Consider the following 21,538-nt stretch of genomic DNA (forward strand, 5'->3'; position numbering starts at 1 on the left):
AGCGCGCGTCTCGAAGGACGAGGGGCGTCTCCAGTGACGAGAACTTCTGGTCGCCGCAGTCCGCGTCCTTCGAGACGGCTCCTGCGGAGCCTCCTCAGGATGAGGACTGCTTACTGGCGTAGCCCTCAGCGCGCCTAGTCCAGTCGAGCCCCCCGCTCACACCACCTCATATTCCTCATCGATCGGCACGCCGAGGGCCGCGACAAGTCGGTTCGTCTCCGACGCCATGCCGACGATCGCCAGCACTTCGCGATATTCCTCTTCGCTCATGCCCTTCGCGCGGGCGTTCGCCGTGTGTGAATGGATGCAATAGGGACAGGCATGGGCGATGGAGACGGCGATGTAGATCATCTCCTTGACCTTCGGCTCCAACACGCCGGGATCCATCACCTCTTTTACGCTCTCCCAGGTGCGCTTCAGCGTCGCCGGATCATGCGCGAGCGCGCGCCAGAAATTATTGACGAAGTCGCTTTTGCGCGCCGCGCGAATGTCGGCGAAGACGGCGCGCGCTTCGGGCGAGAGGTCTTCGTCAGCGAGCAGTCGAACCGTGGCCATGATGTTTTCCGTTTTAAGCGAAGACAGCGAGACGTCATTTGTTGGGAGGGTCGGCGGCGGCGGGCCATGTGCGCGGGCCCGGATTGAAATGATAATTCACGCCGCAGCCCGAGAGCGCCAGGGCGACCGCGACCCATAAAAGCATCGATTTGACGAGCGCAATCCGCATTTGTCGTCTCCAGCGGCGTTTAAGTTCCATTTTGTCAGAAAAACGCCATCGGCGCGCCCTGAATCGCTGCGTTTTCGGCTTCCAGCGATGGCTCGCGTTTTGCTTCGCGCGGCCCGCAACACGCGCGCATGACAAGGAGAGAACGCAGGACGTCAGCGAGACGCCCTCGCCGAGTTTTCTGCCTCATTTCAAGGCGGTGCGCCAATTTGACCGGGCCGCGCCCGATTGACGCGCGATATGCTGCAGCGCACAATGTTCGCCATATGCCTGCGCTACACGATTCGACCGGCGGGGCGCGCGCCCGTCGAAGTGTCTGCGCGGCGAGGAGGTCATGATGGAATCGGTCAAACAGTGGTTTCAGGATTGGTCGGACGCGTGCGAATACGCCAAGGAATGCGCCCCCGACTTTTCCTTCCTGTCGTCTTTCGCCATTGGCGAACCCTATACGGCGCTCATCAGCATCGCCGGCGTCTGCTGGCTGATCTGGGCGCTCAATGAGCGCGCGATCAAGCGCAAAGCCGCTGTCCTGCAGGCGAGGGCCGTAAAGGCTGGAAAGCGCTCGGGATCGCTCGACGCCGCGCTGCGGGAGATGACGCGGGCGCCCGGCAAGGAAGACAAGGAAGAAAAGCTCGCGGCGTGACCCAGCGAAGCGCGGATTGAACGCGCCCGGCCGCGCGCTATCCTTGCGTTAGAGCGCTCTTCGCAAAAAGAGCGCGTAACGGCTGTCGGGCTTGTGACCGAACTCCCGCGAGGATACGAGACGCTTGCATGAGGCGACGGCTTCGGCCGCCGCAACCGAGCGGCCTTGCCTGACGCCGAGAATGATAAGACGACGTTGGAAGGCGAGGGAGCATCATGAGCGAATTTTCCGTCGGCAATGGCGCCTGGGTTCTGGTCGGAGACGGCCGCCGGGCGCTGTTTTTCCAAAACCATGGCGACGCCGAACTCCTCGACCTTCGCGTCGTCGAAACGCGCGTCGAAGACAATCCGCCGACGCATGAGCAGGGAACGGATCGTCCCGGCCGAAGCTTCGCCTCTTTCTCGCCAGGCCGCAGCGCCGTGCAAAATGTCGACTGGCATGAGCTGGAGGAGGAGCGCTTCGCCCGCGCCATGGCGGACCGCATCAATCAGGCGGCGGAATCAGGAGAATTGGACGCCATCGCCATCGTCGCGCCGCCAAAGGCGCTCGGCGAGATCCGCAAGGAGCTGTCCGTCAAGGCGCAAAGCAAGGTTGTGGGCGAACTCGCCAAGGACCTGACCCGCCATCCGCTCAAGGATATCGAAAAGGCGCTGACCCGCGGTTGAAAGGCAGGGGAAAGTTTTGAGGCTTTCCCCTGCGCAGTCGGAGGCGATTCGTCCCAGCCCCGCCTCCGACGCTCGCCTCTCGTGCGAGCGTGGCCATAATGGCGCATTCCTCTCAAGAAATCAGTGCGGCTGCGCACAACACGGGCAAACCGTCGTATTTGAGCCGCAAAGATGACGGACGGAGCGTGTTTGGCTTCGCCTGAGCGGCGACGCCGCGCATGAACACTTGAGTACGGGCGGCGTATGGGGCGCGGGCGGATTATCTTGGCGGCGCTTCTGGCGCTCGCGTTCAGCGCTTGCGCGAGCCGGCCGCATGGCACCCTTGTCGCGACGCATCAGGTCGCGCCCGGCGCCAGCGTCGTCGACCTCCTGGTCGTCACCACCCGGCAGCCGGATCAGTCAGAGCCGGGGGTCATGTTCTCGGGCGAACGCGGGCATGGCGTCCATTTCGCCGACATCGCGGTCTCCATTCCGCCCGACGCCAATCGCGCGGTCGGCGACGTGCAGTGGCCGCAAGCCCCGACGCCCGATCCCGCCACCCAGTTCACCACCGTTCATGCCGATGTGCTGAGTCGGGAGGCGGCGCTCGCGGCCTTCAACGCCCGCATCCGCAAGACGCCCAGGCGGCAAGTGCTGGTCTTTGTGCACGGCTTCAACACGCGTTTCGAAGAGGCCGTCTATCGTTTTGCGCAGATCGTCCACGACTCGCGCGCCGACGTGACGCCGGTGCTGTTCACATGGCCCTCCCGCGGCCGGCTGCTGCAATATGGCTACGACCATGAGAGCGCCAGCTATTCGCGCGACGCCCTGGAGCTCGTGCTGCAGGCGCTGCAGCGCGATCGCGACGTCGGCGAGATTTCGATCCTGGCGCATTCCATGGGCAATTGGGTGACGCTCGAAGCGCTGCGCCAGATGGCGATCCGCAACGGCCAGATCGGATCGAAAATCCAGAACGTCATGCTCGCCTCGCCGGACGTCGATTTTGACGTGTTCCGCCGCCAGATCGCAGAAATCGGCATACGGCCGTCCGTCTTCACGCTGTTCGCCTCGCGCGACGATGACGCGCTTGCCGCGTCTCGCCGCTTCTGGGGCAATACGCGTCTGGGCGCGGTCGATCCGAAGGCGTCCCCCTATCAGGAAGTCCTCGACCGGGATCGGGTGAAGGTCGTCGATCTGACGGGCATCGCCACCAGCGATCCTTTGGAGCATAGCAAGTTCGCGTCCTCCCCCCAGGTCGTGCGCTCGATCGGCGCCAGGCTGGCGCAGGGTCAGCCGCTAAGAGACGGACAGGCGGGCATCGGCGATCACCTTGGAATCGCGACCGCGGGGGCGGTTTCGGCGGTCGGCGGCGTGGCCGGGGCGGCGGTCGCCGCGCCTTTCGCCATTGTCGATCCGGCGACGCGCGAGAATTTGAGCGAACATCTGGGCTCCGCCGCTCAAAAGCTTGATCCGCAATATTAATTTAACGCAGCTGTGAGTTCGATGCGTCGGATGATCCTAATTTGGAGGGCTGTTGCCGCAATGTCACAGCCAGCGAGGCTGAAGCCCGTTAGGGTCAACCGCTCGCGACGATCACCGCACGGGACTTCAATCGCAATGTCATACAAGCGTCAGCTTCTCGCCGTTCTGGCGGTCGCCCTCGCTGCGTCTTCAGCGCGCGCCGATAATCCGAGCTGGTGGAAGCCTCCGCTCTCGGAAAACCCTGGACCCAATCGCGCCGTCGACGGCGTCAACGGCAAGCTCGAAGGTTTTGGCGGCGGCTCCGACTGGCTGGGCTTCGCGCGTTTGAACAACGCCTCCGCCGGCGGGATGGGGTCGATCACGGCCCCCGTCGGCGATCGTTTCGGCTTTCAGGTCGACGCGATCGCGGCGGCGCATCGCGGCTTCTTCGTAAGCGGCGGCGCCGGACACGCCTTCTGGCGCGATTCAAGCATGGGTCTCCTCGGCGGCTATGGAGCGATCGCTCACGATAAGCGTCTCGACGACACGCGTTTCCGCGTCGGCGCTGAAAGCGCCTATTACTATGGACCGTTCTCGCTCTCCAGCATCGCCGGCTATGAGGAGAGCGCGGGCCATTTCTTCACGCCGCTGGGCTATGGACCGGGATATCTCGCCTATCAGTGGCAGCCGCGGCGCGGGCGCTTCTTCGACATGTTCGATATCAGCGTCTATCCGACCTACAACGTCAAAATCTCGGTCGGCCATCGTTACGTCGGAGGGCGGCATGCCGCCGCGCTCAGCGGCGAGGCGCTCATCTGGAATCTCGGCCATTCCGCGATCACCGGCTTCATCGAAAGCCGCGTCGGCGAGAATGATTACAAGGCTGTCTGGGGCGGCATTCGCATCTATCTCGGCGAGAGCGACAAGACTCTCATCAGCCGTCACCGCGAAGACGACCTGCCCAATTGGCTGAAGGACGACATGTTCGCATCGCAGAACAGCGTCCGCGTCGGCGCGACGCCGGTCTTTTTCCCGACCCTGCAGCAGCCTTGAGGCCGCCGCGCTGCGCCCGATATGCGGGACGCAGCGTGAAAAGGCGCGAAGAGGCGCAATGAGCAGCTCGACGTCGCTTTGGGATCCACCGTCGCGGCTCGTCGCAGGAGTCGCCGCCGCGGCGCCTGTGCTCGCCGCCGCGCTGCTCGGCAGTTTCGCGACGACGCCGAACATCCCATGGTACGAGACCCTCGCCAAGCCGCCGTTGACGCCGCCGAATTGGGTGTTCGGCCCGGCTTGGACGGCTCTCTACATATTGATGGCCTACGCCTTCTATCGCGTTCTACGGCTCGCGCCGGGCACGACAGGCCGGCGCACCGCGATCTTGGTGTTTTTTGCGCAGCTCGTTCTGAACGCGGCTTGGTCCTTCGCCTTTTTCCACGCGCGAAGCCCCTTGCTCGGACTCGTCGTCATTTTGCCGATGGCGGCGCTCCTCGTCGCCACGATCATCCTGTTCTGGCGGCTTGATCGCGTCGCGGGATATGCGCTGGCGCCCACCGCCTTCTGGGTGGCCTTCGCCACCTATCTCAACGCCGGGATATTTGTCCTCAATCGCTAGAAGGGCGCCGAACGCGCCGCGGCGACATAGGCGTCGGCGTCCTGATGCAGCAGCAGCCGCTCCTTGACGAGCTTGTCGGCGATGACGCGCATGGTCGCGACGAAATAGGCGCGCGATCCGTAGCGCTCGACGAGCGCGGGACGCGGATCGGCGTTTTTTTCGCGGTCCACCTTCGTCGCCGCAAGGGGGATCGCCGCGCCAGCGGCGCAAGGCGGGCCTTTCTTGTCCTTTTTCGCGTTGAAGCCTGTGAAGGTCGCGACAGGGAGCGCAAGGTCGGGCAGGCGCAGGCCGGCGATCTCATTGCCGTCGGCGTCGATCCTGGGAACGCGGCGCGCGCCCTCGGGCGGCGCGGGCAAGCCGGGAATTTTCGGCCATTTCAGATCCTGCGCCGGAGCGAGATCACTATCGAGCGGCGCGCGCGAGGCTGGCGGCGCGACGCCCTTGGCCGTCCACTCGTCGAACGCGGCGAACAGCGCGCGCTGCGTGGGGGCCGAGGGGCGCGCGTTAGTAGGCGCGACGCAATTCGCCGTCGCAGTCGACGCGGCGATTCCGGCAAGATAGAAGCGACGACCATTCGGCGGCGCGGCGTTCGCGAATTCGACGCGGGGCTTCTCGCGCCAATAGGCGTCGGCGCCCCAGGTCGCGATGAAGCGCGTCGGGGCGGCGGGCTCGCGGCTCGCGTCGTGCAGCAAAAGCCCATTGAATGCCGAGGCTGCGTCCGACATTGCGTCGGCGTCCGAGCCCTGCGCGCGGCCGAGCACGCGCTTCATTTTGAGCGCGCCGCGAAGATGGCCGAGGACATCGCGCAAGGCCGGCGCTCGAGCTTTGTCGGGGAGCTTGCCGACATCGAGCGTCAGCACGGCGAGCCCGCGCTCGAGCGCCAGCGGTTTTATGTCCTCGCTCGACTGCGTCTCGATCAAGATTGACGTCGCGCCGCCGCTTGGCGGCTTCGCCGGCTTCGCGAGCGTTCCGGCGATGTCGTAAGACGTTCCGTCGAGCCTCACCGTCGCGCGAACCGCCTCGTTCGCGCCGTCGGGCCGCGTTTCGAATTTCAGCAGTTCGGCGTGGGCCGCGCCGGCAAACGCCAAAGGCGCGATCAGCGCCACGCTCCTAGTCCAAGGCGCGCGCGTCGTCCTTTTCGATCCAGCGGGCGATCTTCCGAAGATCGGCGAGGAAGCCTCGCCACGCCTCGCGCTTATCCGATTCATCCTTCAAGCGTAGCAGAGAGGAAGGGTGAACGGTCGCCAGGAATTGCGCGCCGTCATCGAGGTCAAGGATGTCGCCGCGCAGACGCGACACCGCCTCCGAGCGGCCGAGCGCGCCGCGAATCGCGGTCGTGCCGAGCGCCACGACCAGTCCTGGGCGGAGCAAAGCGCGCTCGCGATCGAGCCACCAGCGGCAGGCGTCGATCTCGCCGGCGTCGGGCTTCTTATGCAGACGGCGCTTGCCGCGCGGCTCGAATTTAAAATGCTTCACTGCATTGGTGACGAAGCATCTGTCGCGGGCGACGCCGGCGCGCTCCAGCGCGATGTCGAGGAGCTTGCCGGAAGGCCCGACGAAGGGACGCCCCGACACATCTTCCTGGTCGCCCGGCTGTTCGCCGATCAGCAGCACGCGGGCCCGCGACGGTCCTTCTCCGGGAACCACCTGAGTGGCGTTTTTATAAAGCGGGCAGCGCCTGCAGCCGGCTTCTTGCTCAGCGAGCGCCGAAAGCGAAGGGGCTTCGGCGAACAGGCCGACCGCAGGCGGAGGTTTCGCCCGGAGAACGAATTCGGATTTCTCCACCTGTCCTTCCTCCGCGTCGAGCGACGCCAAGAAGGTCGATATAGGCGACGCCGTCGCGCGGAAAAGCAGATTTAGGAAAAAGGCGCCACCTCGCTAGGAAGCGTCTCGGGGCGCAGCGTCCCGAGCCGCCCCGATCACAGCGTCTTCAGATATTCGAGCAGGGCGCGCTTGTCCGTCTCGCTCAACGCCGTTCCATAGTCATGGCCGCAATGGCTGACGCCCGAACCTCTGTTGCAGTCCGTTTTCATCAGGAAGGTCGATTTCGGCTGCTCAATGGCCAAGCCGACAGCGGAAATGTCATAGGCCGGGCCGACTTTGAAATCGGTGACGCGCGCCTGCGGCGGCTTCAAGAGTTCGGCGAGCGACGGAACCGAGGCGTTGTGCAGATAGGGCGCCGCCGCCCATATGCCTTCGAGGACGCGCGATTCAAATTTGAGTTTGCCCGGCGTCTCGGGCGCGCGTCGGCAGGCCCAGCGTCCGGCGCCGGGCGTGCCCGGAATCTTGTAGACGCCCTTTAGTTCTTCAACCAAGGGCCGCAGAAGCGCGAGCGCCACGTCGGCCCTTTGACGCTCCACCGAATTCACCGTGACCGGAATGAAATGTTGCAGGATTGCGCCGCGCGCCGCGGTCGCCAGCACCGAGACGGGCGCGTCGGTCCTGCCAAGCGGCTCGGACACGAAAGGAATGAAGGCGCCCGTCAGCGCGCCGGTGTCGACCTTCCAGTCCGGTGCGAAATATTGATATTCGCGCGCGTCGGTGCCGACGTCCTGAACGGGCGTGCACCAGGTGTCTGGATTGAGCAGCCGCGGCTGCCCTCGATCGATTCCATGGCAATCGGAGCATCCGCCCTCTTCATAGGGACGCTCATAGATGAGCTTGCCCTGGGCGGCGAGCATCGTGTCCACGGGCCACGGCCATTTCGGCGGACCGATCCGCTCGACGAGCCGCTCCAATTCGATCAGTCCCTTGAAGTCGACCGAATTGGCCTTGACGTAATTGAAGCCCAGAAGATGCGTGGCGTCCTTCTCCGGGAAGAATTCGCCGAAGACGCCATAGACCTGTCCGACGTTTCTGGCCATGGCCAGAATGCGGTCGCCATTGTCGGCGAAGCCCGGCCATTGCGTATGATCCTGCCGCGGCGCGTTCCAAAGGAACGGCGGGCGCACCGGCGCGTCGGCCTTCCGCATATTTCCCAAAATGATATGCGTCGGGCCGGGTCCGATATCGAGGCCTGCCACCCGGTTGAGGATCATGCCGACGGCGTCGATGCGTCCGGCGCCCCAGGGCTTGTCTTTGGGCAGGCCCGCCTCGGTGATGGCGTGGTGGCGCGCATACCAGAGATCGACTTCGCCGCGCAGCTTGGTTTCCTTCTGCGGGTCGTAGCCGCTTCCGAGAACGGCCTTGGCGAATTCAGAGAAGGACGCCCTGTCCGCGAGAACCTTCCCGACCACTGTGTCGAGATCGGCCCAGAGCGCGCCCATGTCGGCGAGCGCCGGGCCGCCGTCGATGCGATAGGCCTTGCCCTCGACCTCGATCTGCCGCGTATGGCACGCGGCGCAGCTGGGTCCCAAGACGCCTTCGGCGACGACGAAGCCGACCGGCAGCCCCGGCGTCGGGCTCGCGGGGTTGGCGAGATAGCCGTAGCGGGCCAGTCCATCCGCGAGGAAGGGCTGGCCGTCAGCCTGTTTGAGCGCTTTGATCCAGTCCCAGGGGATGAGGCGGGAGCCTTGGCTCGTGCCATAAAAGTCGTTCCAGGCCTTTTGGTCCCAAGGACCGGCTCCGGGAATGGAGGAGGGCTGTTCGACGCGTTCGAACGCCATCGAAGCCGGCGCGCTTGCGAACAGAATGGCGACAGTAAGCGCGGCGGCGAAGCGGAACGTCTTGGTGATGCTCATCTCAAATCTTCTCAATAACGGCCGTCAGAAAATCGCGTTGACGCCGATGCCAGAAAGCCGGGACCGGCGCGTGCGGCAGGGTCGACGATCGCCAATAGCGTGTCAATACTCCGAACTGATGACGGCGCGTTAGAGCTTCGCCATGAAATTGGCGAAGGCGAGCGAGCCCTCCGGCCATGGCCCGTGGCCGCTGTCGGCATTGATGTGGCCGGCGGCGCCGGCGTCGATGAAGCGCGCTGCGATATCCTGCGCGAGATGCCGCGCAAAGAGCAGGTCGGCGTAGGGATCGTCGCTGCTGCCGACCAGCGCCGCAGGGAACGGGAGCTTCGCGCGCGGTATCGGCAGAAACGCCGAATCGACCGACGGCAATTCGCGGATCACCGCCTCCGAGGGCGGCGCGACGAGAAAGGCGCCGGCGACTTTTTCCGCGATGCGCGGCGCCGCATGCAGCGTCGTGATCACGCCGAGCGAATGGGCGATGACGACGACGGGACGCTCGGAGGCGGCGACGTCGCGCGTCAGCGTGTCCACCCATTCCGCGCGCGATGATGCGCTCCAGTCGCGCTGCGTCACGCGCCGCGCGGTGGAAAGCTTCTTCTTCCAGCGGCTGTACCAATGATCCTCCGTGCCGCCGGTGAGGCCGGGATGGATCACAATGTCGGCTTCGGCGACGCGCATCAGGCGGTTTCGCGCGCCACAAAGGCGCCGTTGAGCGCGTCCTCGATCAGCTTGCGCGTCTCGGCGACGCCATAGAGCGCGATGAAGGAGCCAAAGCGCGGGCCCTTCTTCTCGCCGAGCAGCACTTCATAGAGCATGTTGAAGAAGTCGTTGGAGACGCCGGGGCGCTCCGGCGTCGCGCCCTTGGCGTTAAAATCCTGGTAGCGCGGCGCGGCGCGGGCGACGTCGTAAAGCGCCGACTGAATCTCTTCGGCGCTGGCGTTGTCCATATCGCGCAGCGTCGCATCGATTTTTTGCAGCACCTGGCGTTCGACCTCGTCGGCGGCGCGATAGGTTTTCGCCGGCTTCACGAAATCGCGAAAATAAGCGACGGCGTAGCCCACGAGCCTGTCGAGCCGCGGGTGATTTTCGGGCGTCGCGGATCGCGCATAGCGGCGCAGAAAGCCCCAAAGCACGGCCGGGTCTTCGGCGTTGGCGACGGCGGCGAGATTGAGCAGCATCGAGAAGGAGACGCTCACGCCCTTGGCGTCGCCCTCATGCGCCAGCGTCTCGGCCTGCGGCGGGTCTCCGGCGTGGATGTGCCAGACCGGATTGCCGAGGCGGTTCTTCCAGTCCTGGCGCGGATAGGCGTCGAGGAAATTCAGATAGTCGTCGACCGCGCGCGGGATCACGTCGAAATAGAGCCGCTTCGCCGCCGTCGGCTTCTGAAACATGAATTGCGCCAGGCTCTCGGGGCTGGCGTAGGTCAGCCATTCCTCGATCGTCAGGCCATTGCCCTTCGACTTCGAAATCTTCTGGCCCTTCTCGTCGAGGAAGAGTTCGTAGTTGAAGCCTTCCGGCGCCCGCCCGCCGAGCGCCCGCACGATTGCGCCGGACAGTTTCACCGAATCGATGAGGTCCTTGCCGGCCATCTCGTAATCGACGTCGAGCGCATACCATCGCATCGCCCAGTCGGGCTTCCATTGCAGCTTGCAATGGCCGCCGGTGACGGGCGTCGTGAAGGCCTCGCCCGTATCGGGATCGGTCCAGGAGATCGTGCCGGCGTCTGCGTCATATCCTGTCAGCGCGACCTGCATGACGATGCCGGTCTTCGGATGGATCGGCAGGAAGGGCGAATAGGTCGCCGCGCGCTCCTCGCGAAAGCTCGGCAGCATGATCTTCATCACCGCGTCGTAGCGCGCGAGCATATGCTTCAAGGCGGCGTCGAAGCGGCCGCTTTTATAATATTCCGTCGACGACGCGAATTCATATTCGAAGCCGAAGGCGTCGAGGAAGGCGCGCAGCCGCGCATTATTATGCGCCCCGAAACTGTCATGCGTGCCGAAAGGGTCCGGCACCTGGGTCAAGGGCTTGCCGAGATTGGCGGCGACGAGTTCTTTGTTCGGGATGTTGTCGGGGACCTTGCGCAGCCCGTCGAGGTCGTCCGAGAAGGCGAGGAGGCGCGTCGCGATCCTGCCCTCGGTCATGACTTCGAACGCGCGGCGCACCATGCTGGTGCGCGCGACCTCGCCGAAGGTGCCGATATGCGGCAGGCCGGACGGGCCGTAGCCGGTCTCGAACAGCACGCTCTTCTGACCGCTGGCTTCCACGCGTTTGACCAGCTTTCGCGCCTCTTCGAACGGCCAGGCGGGCGAGACGCGCGCGGCTTCGACGAGTTCGGGCGACAACAGGAGCGGTGCGGACATGGGATGCGAACTGGCCAATCTGTAGCGGGAAGCGCGGCACAGTAGGGAGAGGGGCTCGGGGCGTCAACGAAGAAGCGGGCCGCTTTCGCCCCGAGGACAGACGCCGGACGTCCGCGGCGAAGCGAAAGCTCGCGGCTGTTGCGCGCCGTCAATAGACAAGCGCGGCGATGCCGCTAATCTCGACGGCGCATGTGATTCACCGATCTGGCGCGCGGGAAGGCCGAAGCGATGTGGCGCAGGAGCGAGTGGAGCGGGCCGGCCTCCTCCAAAAGGCGACGCGCGCGGGCGCGCCGCCTAATCGTCGCGGCCGGCGCCAGCCTCGCAGCCCTTGTCGCGACGATGGGCGCGCCGGTCCTCGCCAAAGACGACGCCGTTTCCCTCGCCAAGCAGAAATCGCTGACCGATACGCCGGGCGGCCCCAAGGAGCAGCTGCGCAAATTCGGGATCAACGTCGACGTTTGGGTCACGCAGTTCTACCAGGGCATCACCTCCGGCGCGATCGATCGGACGGCGCGCTACGGCGGCAAGATGGACATGTTTCTGCGCGTCGACGGCGAAAAGCTCGGCTTCTGGAAAGGGCTCAAGTTCAACGCGCAATATGAGCATTACTTCGGCCGCAATTTGAACCGGCAGGATCTCGCGCTGCTGCCGGTCAACGTCGCCCAGGCGTTCATCGAGCGCGACGGCTATCACTCGGCGTTGTCGATGACGCTGACGCAGGAGCTCAGCGAAGAGCTTTCGGTGACGATCGGCAAGTTCAACATGCTGACGCTCGCCGCGCAGACGCCGCTGGTCGGCGGCGGCGGCATCGACACCTTCATGAACCGCGCCTTCGCGCTGCCGTCGACCGGCATCGGCGTCAGCTCGCCGGAAAGCGTCGCGGACCGGCTGATTATCGCGCCGCCCTATCTCTTGGGCGGCGTCGCCGCGCTCAAGACCAAATATTTCGACCTCAAGGTGATGGTCGCCGATCCACGCAACGCCCAGCAGCCGCGCGTCATCACGCGCCCCTTCGAGCGCGGCGTCGGCGCCGGTCTGATGGCGACCGTGCCCGTCGAGATCGGCGGCCTCCGCGGCTTCCATACGCTGCGCTTCGCCTACAGCAACGCCAGGGGCTTCGACCTCGACGACATCGGCGAAACCCGGCAGTCGATCGCCCGGCTCCGCGGCTTGACCAAAAAGGGCTTCTGGTTCGTCTCCTACGCCGTCCAGCAGTATCTGATGCAGAGCGAAACGAACCCCAAACTCGGCTGGGGCCTGTTCACGCTCGCGACGCTGTCGGACGGCAATCCCAATCCGGTCAGATGGAGCATGCTCGTCGGTCTTGCGGGCAACAATCTGATGACGGGCCGCGAAGACGATCTCTGGGGCGTCGGCTATTACCATTACGGGCTGACCCAGCCGCTCCTTTCCGGACTGGCGGCGCGGCGGATCAATCGTCGCAGCGAAGGCGGCGTCGAGGCCTTCTATAATTTCGCAGTGACCCGATGGCTGCGGCTCTCGGGCGACGTCCAGATCATCGATCCGTGGAATCCGCTGCGGGCGCGGGCGAGCTATCTCGGCCTGCGTCTGCAGACGATATTCTAGTGGATAAAGTCTGACGATTGAGTCCTTGGAGGGATTCCCGTCGTTCGACGTGCAGATCCCGCCGGCAAGCTCGCGCATGCGATCCTCGACAATTACGCCGCTCACTAGATCACGCTGCATTTGGGCGGAATCGCCCAAATGCAGATAAATCGATCGATTCCCAAAGTTTAGAGCGCGCTCTATGCTAAAAACCGGTTCCCACTTTTTCGCAGCGCGCTCTGGCGCGCTAACGGCTTCAGCGCCACGAACGCTTCACCTTCCACTCGGGGACACGACCACCGGCGCCGTGCAATGGAACGATAATAGTCCAGAGGACTGAACAGACAGAAATAGTATTCAATCACCGAGGCTTACCCGGAAAAAGCGAAAGAACGAGACCGTCGCGCCCGTTTTGGTTTACAAATGACTGTGGATATTGATACGGTCAGCGTATCGGCTCTTTCAATCTGACGTAGCTGATCGATACGGAGTCATCTTTTCTTCCGTGGCGGAGTTTGGCGTACGCGTTCATGGAGTGACGAAAAACAGCAGGGCCGGGGGCGCGAAGAAATAGATGCGACCAAATTGCGCCCGCCTCGGCGGTGCTACCGTAGAATCCAAACGCTCGAATGGCGCAGCGATCGCTCCCGAAAGGTCAGGCGGGACATCGGGCTTTCCGCGACCAAGTCCGCATGGTGAATATTGCGGGCATCTCGTCAAGCAGCTTCTTCCGCCAGAGCGACAAAAGCTCCAATCGCAGCGCGACATTGATGACTATGCACATCAAGCAACTCGGCGACGGGTCGCAGTGACGAGCCGAGACGACGGACCTCAACTTGGTATTTTTCTTTGGGGCGCCGCAATGATCATCTTCTGGATTGCGCTTGCGTTTTGTTTTTTTCTTGAGCGTAGCTCAAGACATGAGCGCGCGTCGCTATCGACATCGCAAGGGTTCGACGATTGCCTGCGAGATCGGATTTCTTCGAAATCGCTCCGTGTCAGCTCCAGTGCTATGGAGTCCACGAGCGCCATCTCGGTTGGTTAGCATTGGCCGCCGCCTCTGGCATGTGGGGTTGACTGCAGGACCGGCGCAGCCTCGATTGTCGGCTACGTGCTCGCCCTGATCATCTTACCGGCGCGAGGTGGAGAAGATACGAGTGAGCGCAGATACCAGCCCTTCCGCCTTCTTCAAGGCTGCGTCGCATGCCTTCAGCGAAACGATAGGCTCCTGCCGGGCGCGTCCAGAGCTCGTGGCGCTGCTCTGCGGGCAAGCTTTTGACAGCTTCACGCAAAACGTCGCCCTTCAGGCGGCAGGCGCGCCAGCGCTCGCCTGTCAGGGAGAATGCGCGGCCTGTTGCCGCCTTCGCGTCGTCGCGACAGCGCCGGAAATATTTCTGCTCGCGCGCTTCATTTCCGTCAACGCCGCCGCCTTTCGGGAGCGCGGCATAATGCTCGGTAAGCGCATCGCCGACGCCGATCAGGCCGTTGGCGGCCTGTCCGAAGAACAGCGACTGACCGCCCAGCATGCCTGCCCGCTGATCGAAGGCGAATTATGCCTCGCCTATAAAATTCGTCCGCTTGCTTGCCGCGGTCATGCGGCCTTCGACAAGGCGTTATGCCTTGCGGCGGTGAGAGGCGAAGCCGTTGAAGCGCCGATCTCCACGCCGCATCTCGTCGTCCGCAGCCTCGTTCAGAACGCCCTGATGGCGGCGCTGCGGCGCGCCGGACTGGCTTGGGGACTCTATGAGGTCAACAGAGCGCTCAATTGCGCGCTCTCCGCGCCAAATGCGCTCGAACAATGGATATCAGGCGAAGATCCTTTGACGAAGGCGCGAATTCCCGACTTCGACCTTATCGAAGCAGCGGCGATTTTGGACGCCGCCGCCACCGCATAGAGCGCGACTGCGCCCATCGACTTGAGGGAGATGCTGGAGAAAGGGCGCCAAGGCGCGCGACTTCAGTGCGGCGGCATCCAGATCCAGAGCGGAGGCGGCCCGGGAAACCGGACATCTTTTGCGATCGTAGCGTCGTCGACATTGTCCGGTTTCAGATAGACATAATAGTTATCGACGCGCTGAAATAACTCATTCGTGGGTGTGCTCTCGGGACTGACAAGCATGTTGTTGCTGAAGCGCACATGCATGTAGTGCGGCAATAATTCGGTGAATTTCGTGAGACGGGCCTCAAGAACGAAGCGATAGAGCTGTCGCCCGGTGACTTTCAGCACCGCGGCGGTCGCGTCGTCGATCGGCGTGAGCGGCGCTTCCTGCCAGCCGACTCCAACCTGCACGAAACCCTGCACACTCGGCGACATGACGTAAATGGGTTGTTCGGCCTTTGTGTTCTCCAGATAAATCGTCACCTCGTAACGGCCGTCGCCGAGCTGCGTAATCGACGCGATGTCACTCTGCAAAGTGGACGTTGCAAGTTCTTCGAGCGTGGCGAGTCGCTGCCGACCGGCGTCAAGTTCATACTGCTGGTAGCGCGCCACGCCGTAATTCGCTGATGACGCGAGGACGAACATCAGCGCCGCGGCGGCGAAGACGCGTCCCGCTGTCACCCACAGCGTTTTACCGAGTTTTTCGAAATCGCGGGCGCCGTCTGCATCGGCGCCGATCGGCGCGGGCGCTTTTAACGCGGACGCTTCGGGGCGCCGGATCGGCGCAGCGATGAAGCCGCGCGGCGCGTCGCTCGGAAGGAGAATTCCTTGCCGCATCTCGAACATGCGATCAACGCGTTGCGCCAGCGCATGGTTATGCGTGACGAGCGCCACTGCGAAATTTCCTTCTCGTCGCAAATCGTCGAGCAGCGCGAATATCTCTTCTTCCGTCTCCTCGTCGAGATCGCTTGTCGGTTCGTCCCCAAGAAGCAATTGCGGTTCATTGATCAAAGCCCGAGCGATGACGACGCGACGCTGCTCGCCGCCGGACATCTGTCCTGGGAAGGCTGTCATCCGATCGCTCAGGCCGACGCGGGCGAGAAGGCCTTGCGCGCGCGCATAGGCGCATTCCGGCGTCACGTTGTCACCGAGTAGCGCCGGCAAGGCGACGTTGTCGATGGCCCGAAGATTCGGGAGGAGGCTCGGGAACTGAAAGACAAAACCGATGCGCTCCCGCCTGACATCGGCGAGCTGCGCCTCGGACAGATCCCAGATCTCGTCTCCTGCCAGTTGAACGCTGCCCTCCGTCGGCGGCGTCAGCCCGCCGACCATGGCGAGCAGCGTCGATTTACCGGAGCCAGATCGTCCGACGATCGAAACGAACTCGCCTGCGCCGACGATCAAATCGGCAGAGATCACCGCGTCCACGCCAGGATCGCCGCCGTAGCGCTTCCGCAAACCCTTGGCGCAAAGAATCATCGCGCGCTTTCCATTTGGATCATCGCATAGGGTTCGAGACGCCGCGTCCGCCAAGCGGCGACAAAAGCTCCCCCGATGCCGATCGCGACGCCGCAGAGCGCGGCGGCGCCCGCGGCGATCCATATGATTCCGGCAGGCGGCGCGTCGAAGGGCACGCCGAGAGACGAGAAGTAAAAGCCGAGCGAACGGGCAAAAACGAAAATCAGCGAGAAACCCGCGCCGATGCCTAACAGGCCGCCAAAGCCTGTGATGAGCCCCGCCTCGATCAGGGTGATCGATATGATCTGCGCCGGCCGCGCGCCCATGGCCCGCAGCACGCCGATTTCGCGATAGCGCTCTTGGACAATGGCGGAAAACAACAACGACACGAGAAAGAATATCGCCAGCATCAGCAAGCCAGCAAAAATCGCCACGCCCCAGAAGAGACTGCCAAGCGATTGGCGCGCGGCGGTGAAGATCGGATTGCCCGTAACGATTTTGATTGCCGGGATCTGTCCAATGGCGAAACGCGCTTGCTCCGCCGAGGCGCCGGGCGACAGTTGCAGGAGAAATGCAGAGACACGATCCTGCGCGATTGACGGAAGGCATTCGGCCCGTCCCGCGGCGTGATCATGATGCGTCGCGCCGACCCCTTCCGAAGGCGAAGACGCGGGCGGATGAACAGGGACGTTCGCGGGGCGCGCCCGGATCGCGGCGGCGACAAGTTCGTCGAGCGCGGAAAAGGTGATGAAATAAGATTCGTCAAAGGGACCCACGCCCGTTCGGCCCAATCGGCCCGTCACGACCAGTGACCGACCGCAAATCGTCAGGGCTTCGCCGGTCTTCAGCGCGACCCGCTCGCCAACAAGCAGGCCTCCCGTGGCGGCCACGGGTTTCTCCCCCGCGGGCAGCCAAGATTCGACGGTGAAATCGGTCGCCTGATCATAGGCGATCAGATTGATCGCGCGCCCCTCGACGCTCGCGCGGATGAGATGCTGCGCGGCGACCTTCGCCACGCCGGGAACGGCTCTGAGCTTGTCGCCCAGCGCGACATCCAGATCGAGATCCGTCGGCTGTATCGTGAGCAACGTGCTGGTGATGTTCACCAAGGCGCCATGCGGCACGACAACGAGATCGGCGCCCATTCGCGAAAAGGTCGTCAAGATTCCTTCCCGCAGCGACCAGCCGGTGACAAAGCCGGAGAAGACAACCCCGACGGCGATCATCACCGCCAAGCCGAGCAACAGACTCCGCAGCAGCCGACGTCCGACGTTCTGAGCGCCGAGCCGCACCAGCAGGAAGCGCGAGCGATGGCGATTCGTCATGGGTGAAACCGTTATCTGCAGGTCGATGCGGGCTGGCTTGCGAGGCGCGGCCGCTTCGTTGAGTAGCCGCGATCGCTTGAGAGGCTCGTCGCCGGTTCCGCCAATCCCGTCAGACCGTGGTGCAGCGGCTGTGGATCAGTTCCTCATTGTTCCGCGGAACAATAACGCAGTCGTGGTGACCGCCAAAGTTCGGAATATAGCCAACGGGCTCCAGCGTATCCTGCGTGAAGACGAAGGTTCCTGCTTCGAGCCGTTGGAATCCGCTGAAGATCGCAAGCACATATTTGCCGTCATAGGTGACATGCATCGTCTGCAGGTCAACGCCCACATTCTCGAAGCGCTTGATTGTCGTCCATGTATTGGTGTCGACGACGACGATGGCGCTTTTCGCCGGCTTGCGATGCAGCTCCGAGACAAACATCTTTGAGCCGTCCATCGAATAGGTGATGTGGAACGGGCTCGGCGTCGAGCCAACCCAGTGCGAGTCCTTGAACTCCGTGACTCGCTTCCAGTTGCGTGGATCGCGGTCCGCACAATCGAACACGCCCATGCTGTTTTGGCGGGTGTTGTTCGTCATGGTGAACCATTTGCCGTGCGGTCCAAAGCCGCATTCGTGTCCCGACGACACGACATTGTCCAGCTTGATGTCCCAGATGCCGTCGGCGATTTTCTTGACCGGAATGCTTTCTTTCGTCGTGCCGTCAGGGGAAGAGATGCACGCAACTGGCTCCATCGTCGTGCGGTCGATGACGACGCCGACGGCGAACATGCGAAGCGTCACCAGCGAGAGCGGATGGATTGGATGGTGGACGCAATTATCGGCGCCGGTCAGCGTCTTCACCGAGTCGCCCGGAAGCTGTCCCGAATAGGCGAGATACTCGCCCATGGGCACCATCTCCCAATCGAGCTTGTTTCCCTTAACGCCGCGATAATCATAGAGCCCGGTGTCAGGCGCCTTTAGGAGACGGGAAACGCGAACGGTTCCTCCCTTGAACCAATTGTCCTCAAGCACGCCGTCCGGCTCGTTTCCACGCCAGTCGAAACGGAAGGCGTCGATCACCGTTGTCTTCTGGTTTCCGGTGGCGCGATTGAAGAAGGCGACCACATCCTTTTGCCCGTCCGCGACCGTGAAGCCAGACGCATCCGGGAAGATGACGGTATGCACGCCAAGTCCGATCCCCGTGGTCTCGGCGACATTCTCGAGCAAATTCATCTGCTGCCCGTCAAAGCCGACGCGATAGATCTGATTGCCCTGACCCCACAAAGGATCGAGCATTCCATGTTCCCGGATCTGCGTGGGGATGCCATAAATCAGGACGTTCTGCCCACCCTGAGTCGAGTTTACGAATTCGAAACCCTTGCGCGGGTCGGCCGAAGGAAAGGCCGCGAGATGATGGGCGATGGGGCAGCTGTCGCCGTAATTCCAATATTCGATCCAGGCCATTGTCTTGCCGGTCGCAAGATCCTGCACCTGAGCGCCCCCGCCGAGCTTCGTCGGGGTGAGCCAGACATAGTCGCCGAGCGTCGCAAGACGCGGCGCATTCGCCTCCGCCGCCGACGCTGAGTCTCCCATCAGGCGTGAGAACAGCCCTGTCGCGTTAGCGGACTTGCCCCCGAAGATGGTCCCGATGATTCCGGCCGTCGCGGCGCGTAGCACCTCTCGACGTTCCACCCGGCCATGCTGATTGAGAGGCCGCACAATCTGCGGCGCGGCGATCTCAGATGTTGCGCAATGTCCATCTTTTTCCGACGGGAAGTTTTGATCGGCAGACATCGGTCTCTCCCTAAGAGCGCAGCGGCTCAACCCAATCCATTGAATCGAGAAGTGAGAAATTCTCTGCGATATAGTTCTTCGCCCGGCAAGCACTTTTGTGGATGCGCAAGATTCGCTTGAGTGAGGCGGTCGCGCTTCTGACGTGGCCAACGAGCTACGCCCCGGGACAATAATCCGATCTTTCGCCGGCGACCCAGGCGGCGGAGACCGAAATATCCTTAGGGTCGAACGCCGCCATGTCGGCGCGATACCCCGGCGCGAGGCGGCCGAGCGAGCGTCCGAGACCTAGAAACTCGGCGGGGTGGCAAGAGGCGCAGCGCAGCGCCCGCTCCAGAGGCAGTCCGAGAAGCCGCACGCAGTTGCGCACCGCGCTCGCCATCTCGATCGACGATCCTGCAAGCGCGCCCTCCTGCGTGCGGCAACTGCCGTCGCGGACCGCGATCCGCGCGCCAAGGAGATCGAACTCTGCTTTCTTCCCGCCGACCGGCGGCATGGCGTCGCTCACCAGCATGGGACGCCCAACGCCACGCATCGCCAATCCCAGCATGGCCGGGGCGACGTGCTCGCCGTCGACGATGAGCCCATAATAGGCGTGGGGCGATTCGAGCGCAGCTGCGACAGGTCCGGGCTCGCGCGCGGAAAGCGGACGCATTGCGTTGAACAAATGCGTGAAGCCCGTCAGGCCCTCGGCCATTGCGGCGCGCGTTTGCTCATAAGTCGCCATCGAATGACCGAGCGAGACCTTCGCTCCCGCAGCGACAAGTTCGGCGATGAAGCCTGCGGGCATTTCCTCTGGCGCGAGCGTCACGAGCAATACGCCCGCGCGAAACGCGCCGAGCATTTGGCGATGATGGGCTTGTGGACGGCGGATAAACTCTCGCCGATGAACGCCCGGCTTTTGCGGAGACAAAAATGGGCCTTCGAGGTGAATTCCGAGAATGCCGGGCTCGCGCGGCATGATTGCGCTTGCGGCGCCAAGCGCCGCCGTCATCGCCTCATCGCTGTCGGTGATGAGCGTCGGCAAAAGCGACGTCACGCCGAATCTGCGATGCGCCTGCGCAATCTTCGTCAAAGCGGCGGGCGTCGGATCGGCGTTGAAAAGGACGTCTCCTCCGCCGTTGACTTGAATGTCGATAAAGCCCGGCGCGAGCCATGCGCCTTGAGCGACGTTGTAAACTTCAACTGACGATGGGAGGTCGGATCGCGGCGTCAGCGCCGCGATCCGCGTATCTTCGATGACGACCGCGAAGTCGTCATGTTTTTTTTCGCCGTCGAAGACGACGTCCGCGGCCACCGCGCGTCGAGAGCAGCCGTTCATCGCGTGCGCGTGATCTTGCGCAGGTGGCGCGGCCGGTCGGCGTTCTTTCCGCGCATCGCGGCCAGGCGGACGACCATGACGTAGAAGCTCTGGATCAGACAGATCGCGTCGGTTTCGGGATGTTCGGGGGGCAATGCGGGAAGCCGGTCCGGCGTCCGCTCCTCCGAGGAGGTGATAAAGACCGCCGCTCCCTTTGCCCTGAGATCCGCCGCGAGCTGCGTCATGCCCGCGGCGGCGGCGTCGGTCGGCGCAAACATGAGCACGGGATAGTCAGGCGCCACCAGGGCGACCGGGCCGTGGAGGAATTCGGCCGAAGAAAAGCATTCCGCGTGGAGGTCCGAGGTTTCCTTGAGTTTCAGGGCGGCCTCGCGCGCTATGGCGAGCGTCGGACCCCGTCCGATCGTGACCAGGCTTTCCGCGCCAGCAATCTTCTCCAGGACGCAGCTCCAGTCGAGATCGCCGGCGGCGGCGAGGCGATCCGGCAATGACCTCAGAGCATTCGCGAGGGGCTTGTCCTCGGCCCAAAAGGCGACCAGTCGGGCAAGCGCCGCCACCGACGCGACGAAGGTCTTCGTCGCGGGAATGCTCAGTTCCGGGCCCGCCGCCATCGGCAACGCGAATTCGCAGGCCTGCGCCAGCCCGCTCGCCGGGTCATTTGTGATGCAGGCGGTTACGGCCCCGCAGGCGCGCGCCGCAGCGGCCTGTTCGATGATGTCGCTGCTTTCGCCCGACTGTGAAATCGCGAGAAAGAGCTGGTCAGCCAGGCGCAGAGGCTGATGATAGATCGTCGTGATGCTGGGCGCGGCGGGCGCCACCACAACGCCGAGGTATCGCTCGATCAGATGCTTGCCGAAGGTCGCGGCGTGCGCCGAACTGCCGCGCGCGCAGGTGACGACGACTTGAGGCGGCTTGCGCCGTAAGCGATCCGCGAGAATAGAGAGAACCTCGGCGAGCCCGTCACCCTGCCGTCGCACGGCCGCCGGAGCCTCTCGCATATCGGAAATCATCTGCGCGTCGAGGACGGTCATTGGTTTCGGCGTCCGGTCAAACCCATCAGCACAGAGATTGAGCCGGACGCGCGGGAAAGCAAGTTC

At 63.6% G+C, this 21,538-nt stretch carries 19 protein-coding genes; 7 read left to right on the forward strand and 12 right to left on the reverse strand.

Features of this window, described 5'->3' with window-relative positions; all coding sequences use genetic code 11:
* Positions 1-156: 156 nt before the first annotated feature.
* Entirely contained in the window at positions 157-555 is a 399-nt protein-coding gene (locus tag ACR65W_RS01960) for a carboxymuconolactone decarboxylase family protein (RefSeq protein WP_434498794.1), read from the reverse strand.
* A 34-nt stretch (positions 556-589) separates the two neighbouring features.
* Positions 590-724: a hypothetical protein gene (locus tag ACR65W_RS01965; RefSeq protein ID WP_434498795.1), complete on the reverse strand. Its 135-nt coding sequence runs from the start codon at positions 722-724 to the stop codon at positions 590-592.
* A 331-nt stretch (positions 725-1,055) separates the two neighbouring features.
* On the opposite strand from ACR65W_RS01965, the gene ACR65W_RS01970 reads away from it, so the two are divergent.
* The 5 genes from ACR65W_RS01970 to ACR65W_RS01990 all read left to right on the forward strand — a co-directional run bounded on the left by ACR65W_RS01970 (position 1,056) and on the right by ACR65W_RS01990 (position 5,081).
* Positions 1,056-1,364 carry a hypothetical protein gene (locus ACR65W_RS01970; protein WP_434502237.1) on the forward strand — a complete coding sequence of 103 codons (309 nt, stop codon included), beginning with the start codon at positions 1,056-1,058 and terminating at the stop codon, positions 1,362-1,364.
* Positions 1,365-1,579: 215 nt separating this feature from the next.
* A complete protein-coding gene (locus tag ACR65W_RS01975) occupies positions 1,580-2,029 on the forward strand; it encodes a host attachment protein (RefSeq protein WP_434498798.1) in 450 nt (149 codons plus the stop codon).
* A 243-nt stretch (positions 2,030-2,272) separates the two neighbouring features.
* Positions 2,273-3,490 carry an alpha/beta hydrolase gene (locus ACR65W_RS01980; RefSeq protein ID WP_434498799.1) on the forward strand — a complete coding sequence of 406 codons (1,218 nt, stop codon included), beginning with the start codon at positions 2,273-2,275 and terminating at the stop codon, positions 3,488-3,490.
* Positions 3,491-3,625: 135 nt separating this feature from the next.
* Complete coding sequence (locus ACR65W_RS01985; RefSeq protein ID WP_434498800.1) at positions 3,626-4,522, forward strand: hypothetical protein; 897 nt, start codon at positions 3,626-3,628, stop codon at positions 4,520-4,522.
* A gap of 58 nt (positions 4,523-4,580) precedes the next feature.
* Positions 4,581-5,081 (forward strand): TspO/MBR family protein, encoded by a 501-nt coding sequence (locus ACR65W_RS01990; RefSeq protein WP_434498801.1) that lies wholly within the window; start codon positions 4,581-4,583, stop codon positions 5,079-5,081.
* Here ACR65W_RS01990 and ACR65W_RS01995 read toward each other — a convergent pair.
* The 5 genes from ACR65W_RS01995 to ACR65W_RS02015 form a co-directional block, all read right to left on the reverse strand.
* On the reverse strand, positions 5,078-6,187 hold the full coding sequence (locus tag ACR65W_RS01995; protein WP_434498802.1) for an alpha/beta hydrolase domain-containing protein: 1,110 nt from the start codon (positions 6,185-6,187) through the stop codon (positions 5,078-5,080). The two genes, ACR65W_RS01990 and ACR65W_RS01995, sit on opposite strands and share 4 nt — an antisense overlap.
* A gap of 4 nt (positions 6,188-6,191) precedes the next feature.
* Positions 6,192-6,866 carry a UdgX family uracil-DNA binding protein gene (locus ACR65W_RS02000; RefSeq protein ID WP_434498803.1) on the reverse strand — a complete coding sequence of 225 codons (675 nt, stop codon included), beginning with the start codon at positions 6,864-6,866 and terminating at the stop codon, positions 6,192-6,194.
* Positions 6,867-7,000: 134 nt separating this feature from the next.
* A complete protein-coding gene (locus tag ACR65W_RS02005; protein ID WP_434498804.1) occupies positions 7,001-8,761 on the reverse strand; it encodes a di-heme-cytochrome C peroxidase in 1,761 nt (586 codons plus the stop codon).
* A gap of 129 nt (positions 8,762-8,890) precedes the next feature.
* On the reverse strand, positions 8,891-9,439 hold the full coding sequence (locus ACR65W_RS02010; protein WP_434498805.1) for an RBBP9/YdeN family alpha/beta hydrolase: 549 nt from the start codon (positions 9,437-9,439) through the stop codon (positions 8,891-8,893).
* Positions 9,439-11,124 (reverse strand): lysine--tRNA ligase, encoded by a 1,686-nt coding sequence (locus ACR65W_RS02015; protein WP_434498806.1) that lies wholly within the window; start codon positions 11,122-11,124, stop codon positions 9,439-9,441. Before ACR65W_RS02015 ends, ACR65W_RS02010 begins: the two co-directional genes overlap by 1 nt.
* 228 nt (positions 11,125-11,352) lie before the next feature.
* On the opposite strand from ACR65W_RS02015, the gene ACR65W_RS02020 reads away from it, so the two are divergent.
* On the forward strand, positions 11,353-12,711 hold the full coding sequence (locus ACR65W_RS02020) for a carbohydrate porin (protein ID WP_434498807.1): 1,359 nt from the start codon (positions 11,353-11,355) through the stop codon (positions 12,709-12,711).
* A 1,136-nt stretch (positions 12,712-13,847) separates the two neighbouring features.
* Positions 13,848-14,585, forward strand: coding sequence for a YkgJ family cysteine cluster protein (locus ACR65W_RS02025; protein WP_434498808.1), 738 nt, complete (start codon positions 13,848-13,850; stop codon positions 14,583-14,585).
* 62 nt (positions 14,586-14,647) lie between these two features.
* Here ACR65W_RS02025 and ACR65W_RS02030 read toward each other — a convergent pair whose 3' ends face one another.
* From ACR65W_RS02030 to ACR65W_RS02050, 5 genes are all read right to left on the reverse strand, one after another.
* Complete coding sequence (locus ACR65W_RS02030; protein WP_434498809.1) at positions 14,648-16,048, reverse strand: ABC transporter ATP-binding protein; 1,401 nt, start codon at positions 16,046-16,048, stop codon at positions 14,648-14,650.
* Complete coding sequence (locus ACR65W_RS02035) at positions 16,045-17,352, reverse strand: FtsX-like permease family protein (RefSeq protein ID WP_434498810.1); 1,308 nt, start codon at positions 17,350-17,352, stop codon at positions 16,045-16,047. Before ACR65W_RS02035 ends, ACR65W_RS02030 begins: the two co-directional genes overlap by 4 nt.
* A 109-nt stretch (positions 17,353-17,461) precedes the next feature.
* Positions 17,462-19,126 (reverse strand): hypothetical protein, encoded by a 1,665-nt coding sequence (locus ACR65W_RS02040; RefSeq protein ID WP_434498811.1) that lies wholly within the window; start codon positions 19,124-19,126, stop codon positions 17,462-17,464.
* Between the two features lie 154 nt (positions 19,127-19,280).
* Entirely contained in the window at positions 19,281-20,444 is a 1,164-nt protein-coding gene (gene nagA, locus ACR65W_RS02045; RefSeq protein WP_434498812.1) for an N-acetylglucosamine-6-phosphate deacetylase, read from the reverse strand.
* Positions 20,441-21,472, reverse strand: coding sequence for an SIS domain-containing protein (locus ACR65W_RS02050; protein WP_434498813.1), 1,032 nt, complete (start codon positions 21,470-21,472; stop codon positions 20,441-20,443). Before ACR65W_RS02050 ends, nagA begins: the two co-directional genes overlap by 4 nt.
* Positions 21,473-21,538 lie beyond the last annotated feature (66 nt).

The organism is Methylocystis sp. (genome assembly GCF_051062815.1).
Classification (GTDB): domain Bacteria; phylum Pseudomonadota; class Alphaproteobacteria; order Rhizobiales; family Beijerinckiaceae; genus Methylocystis.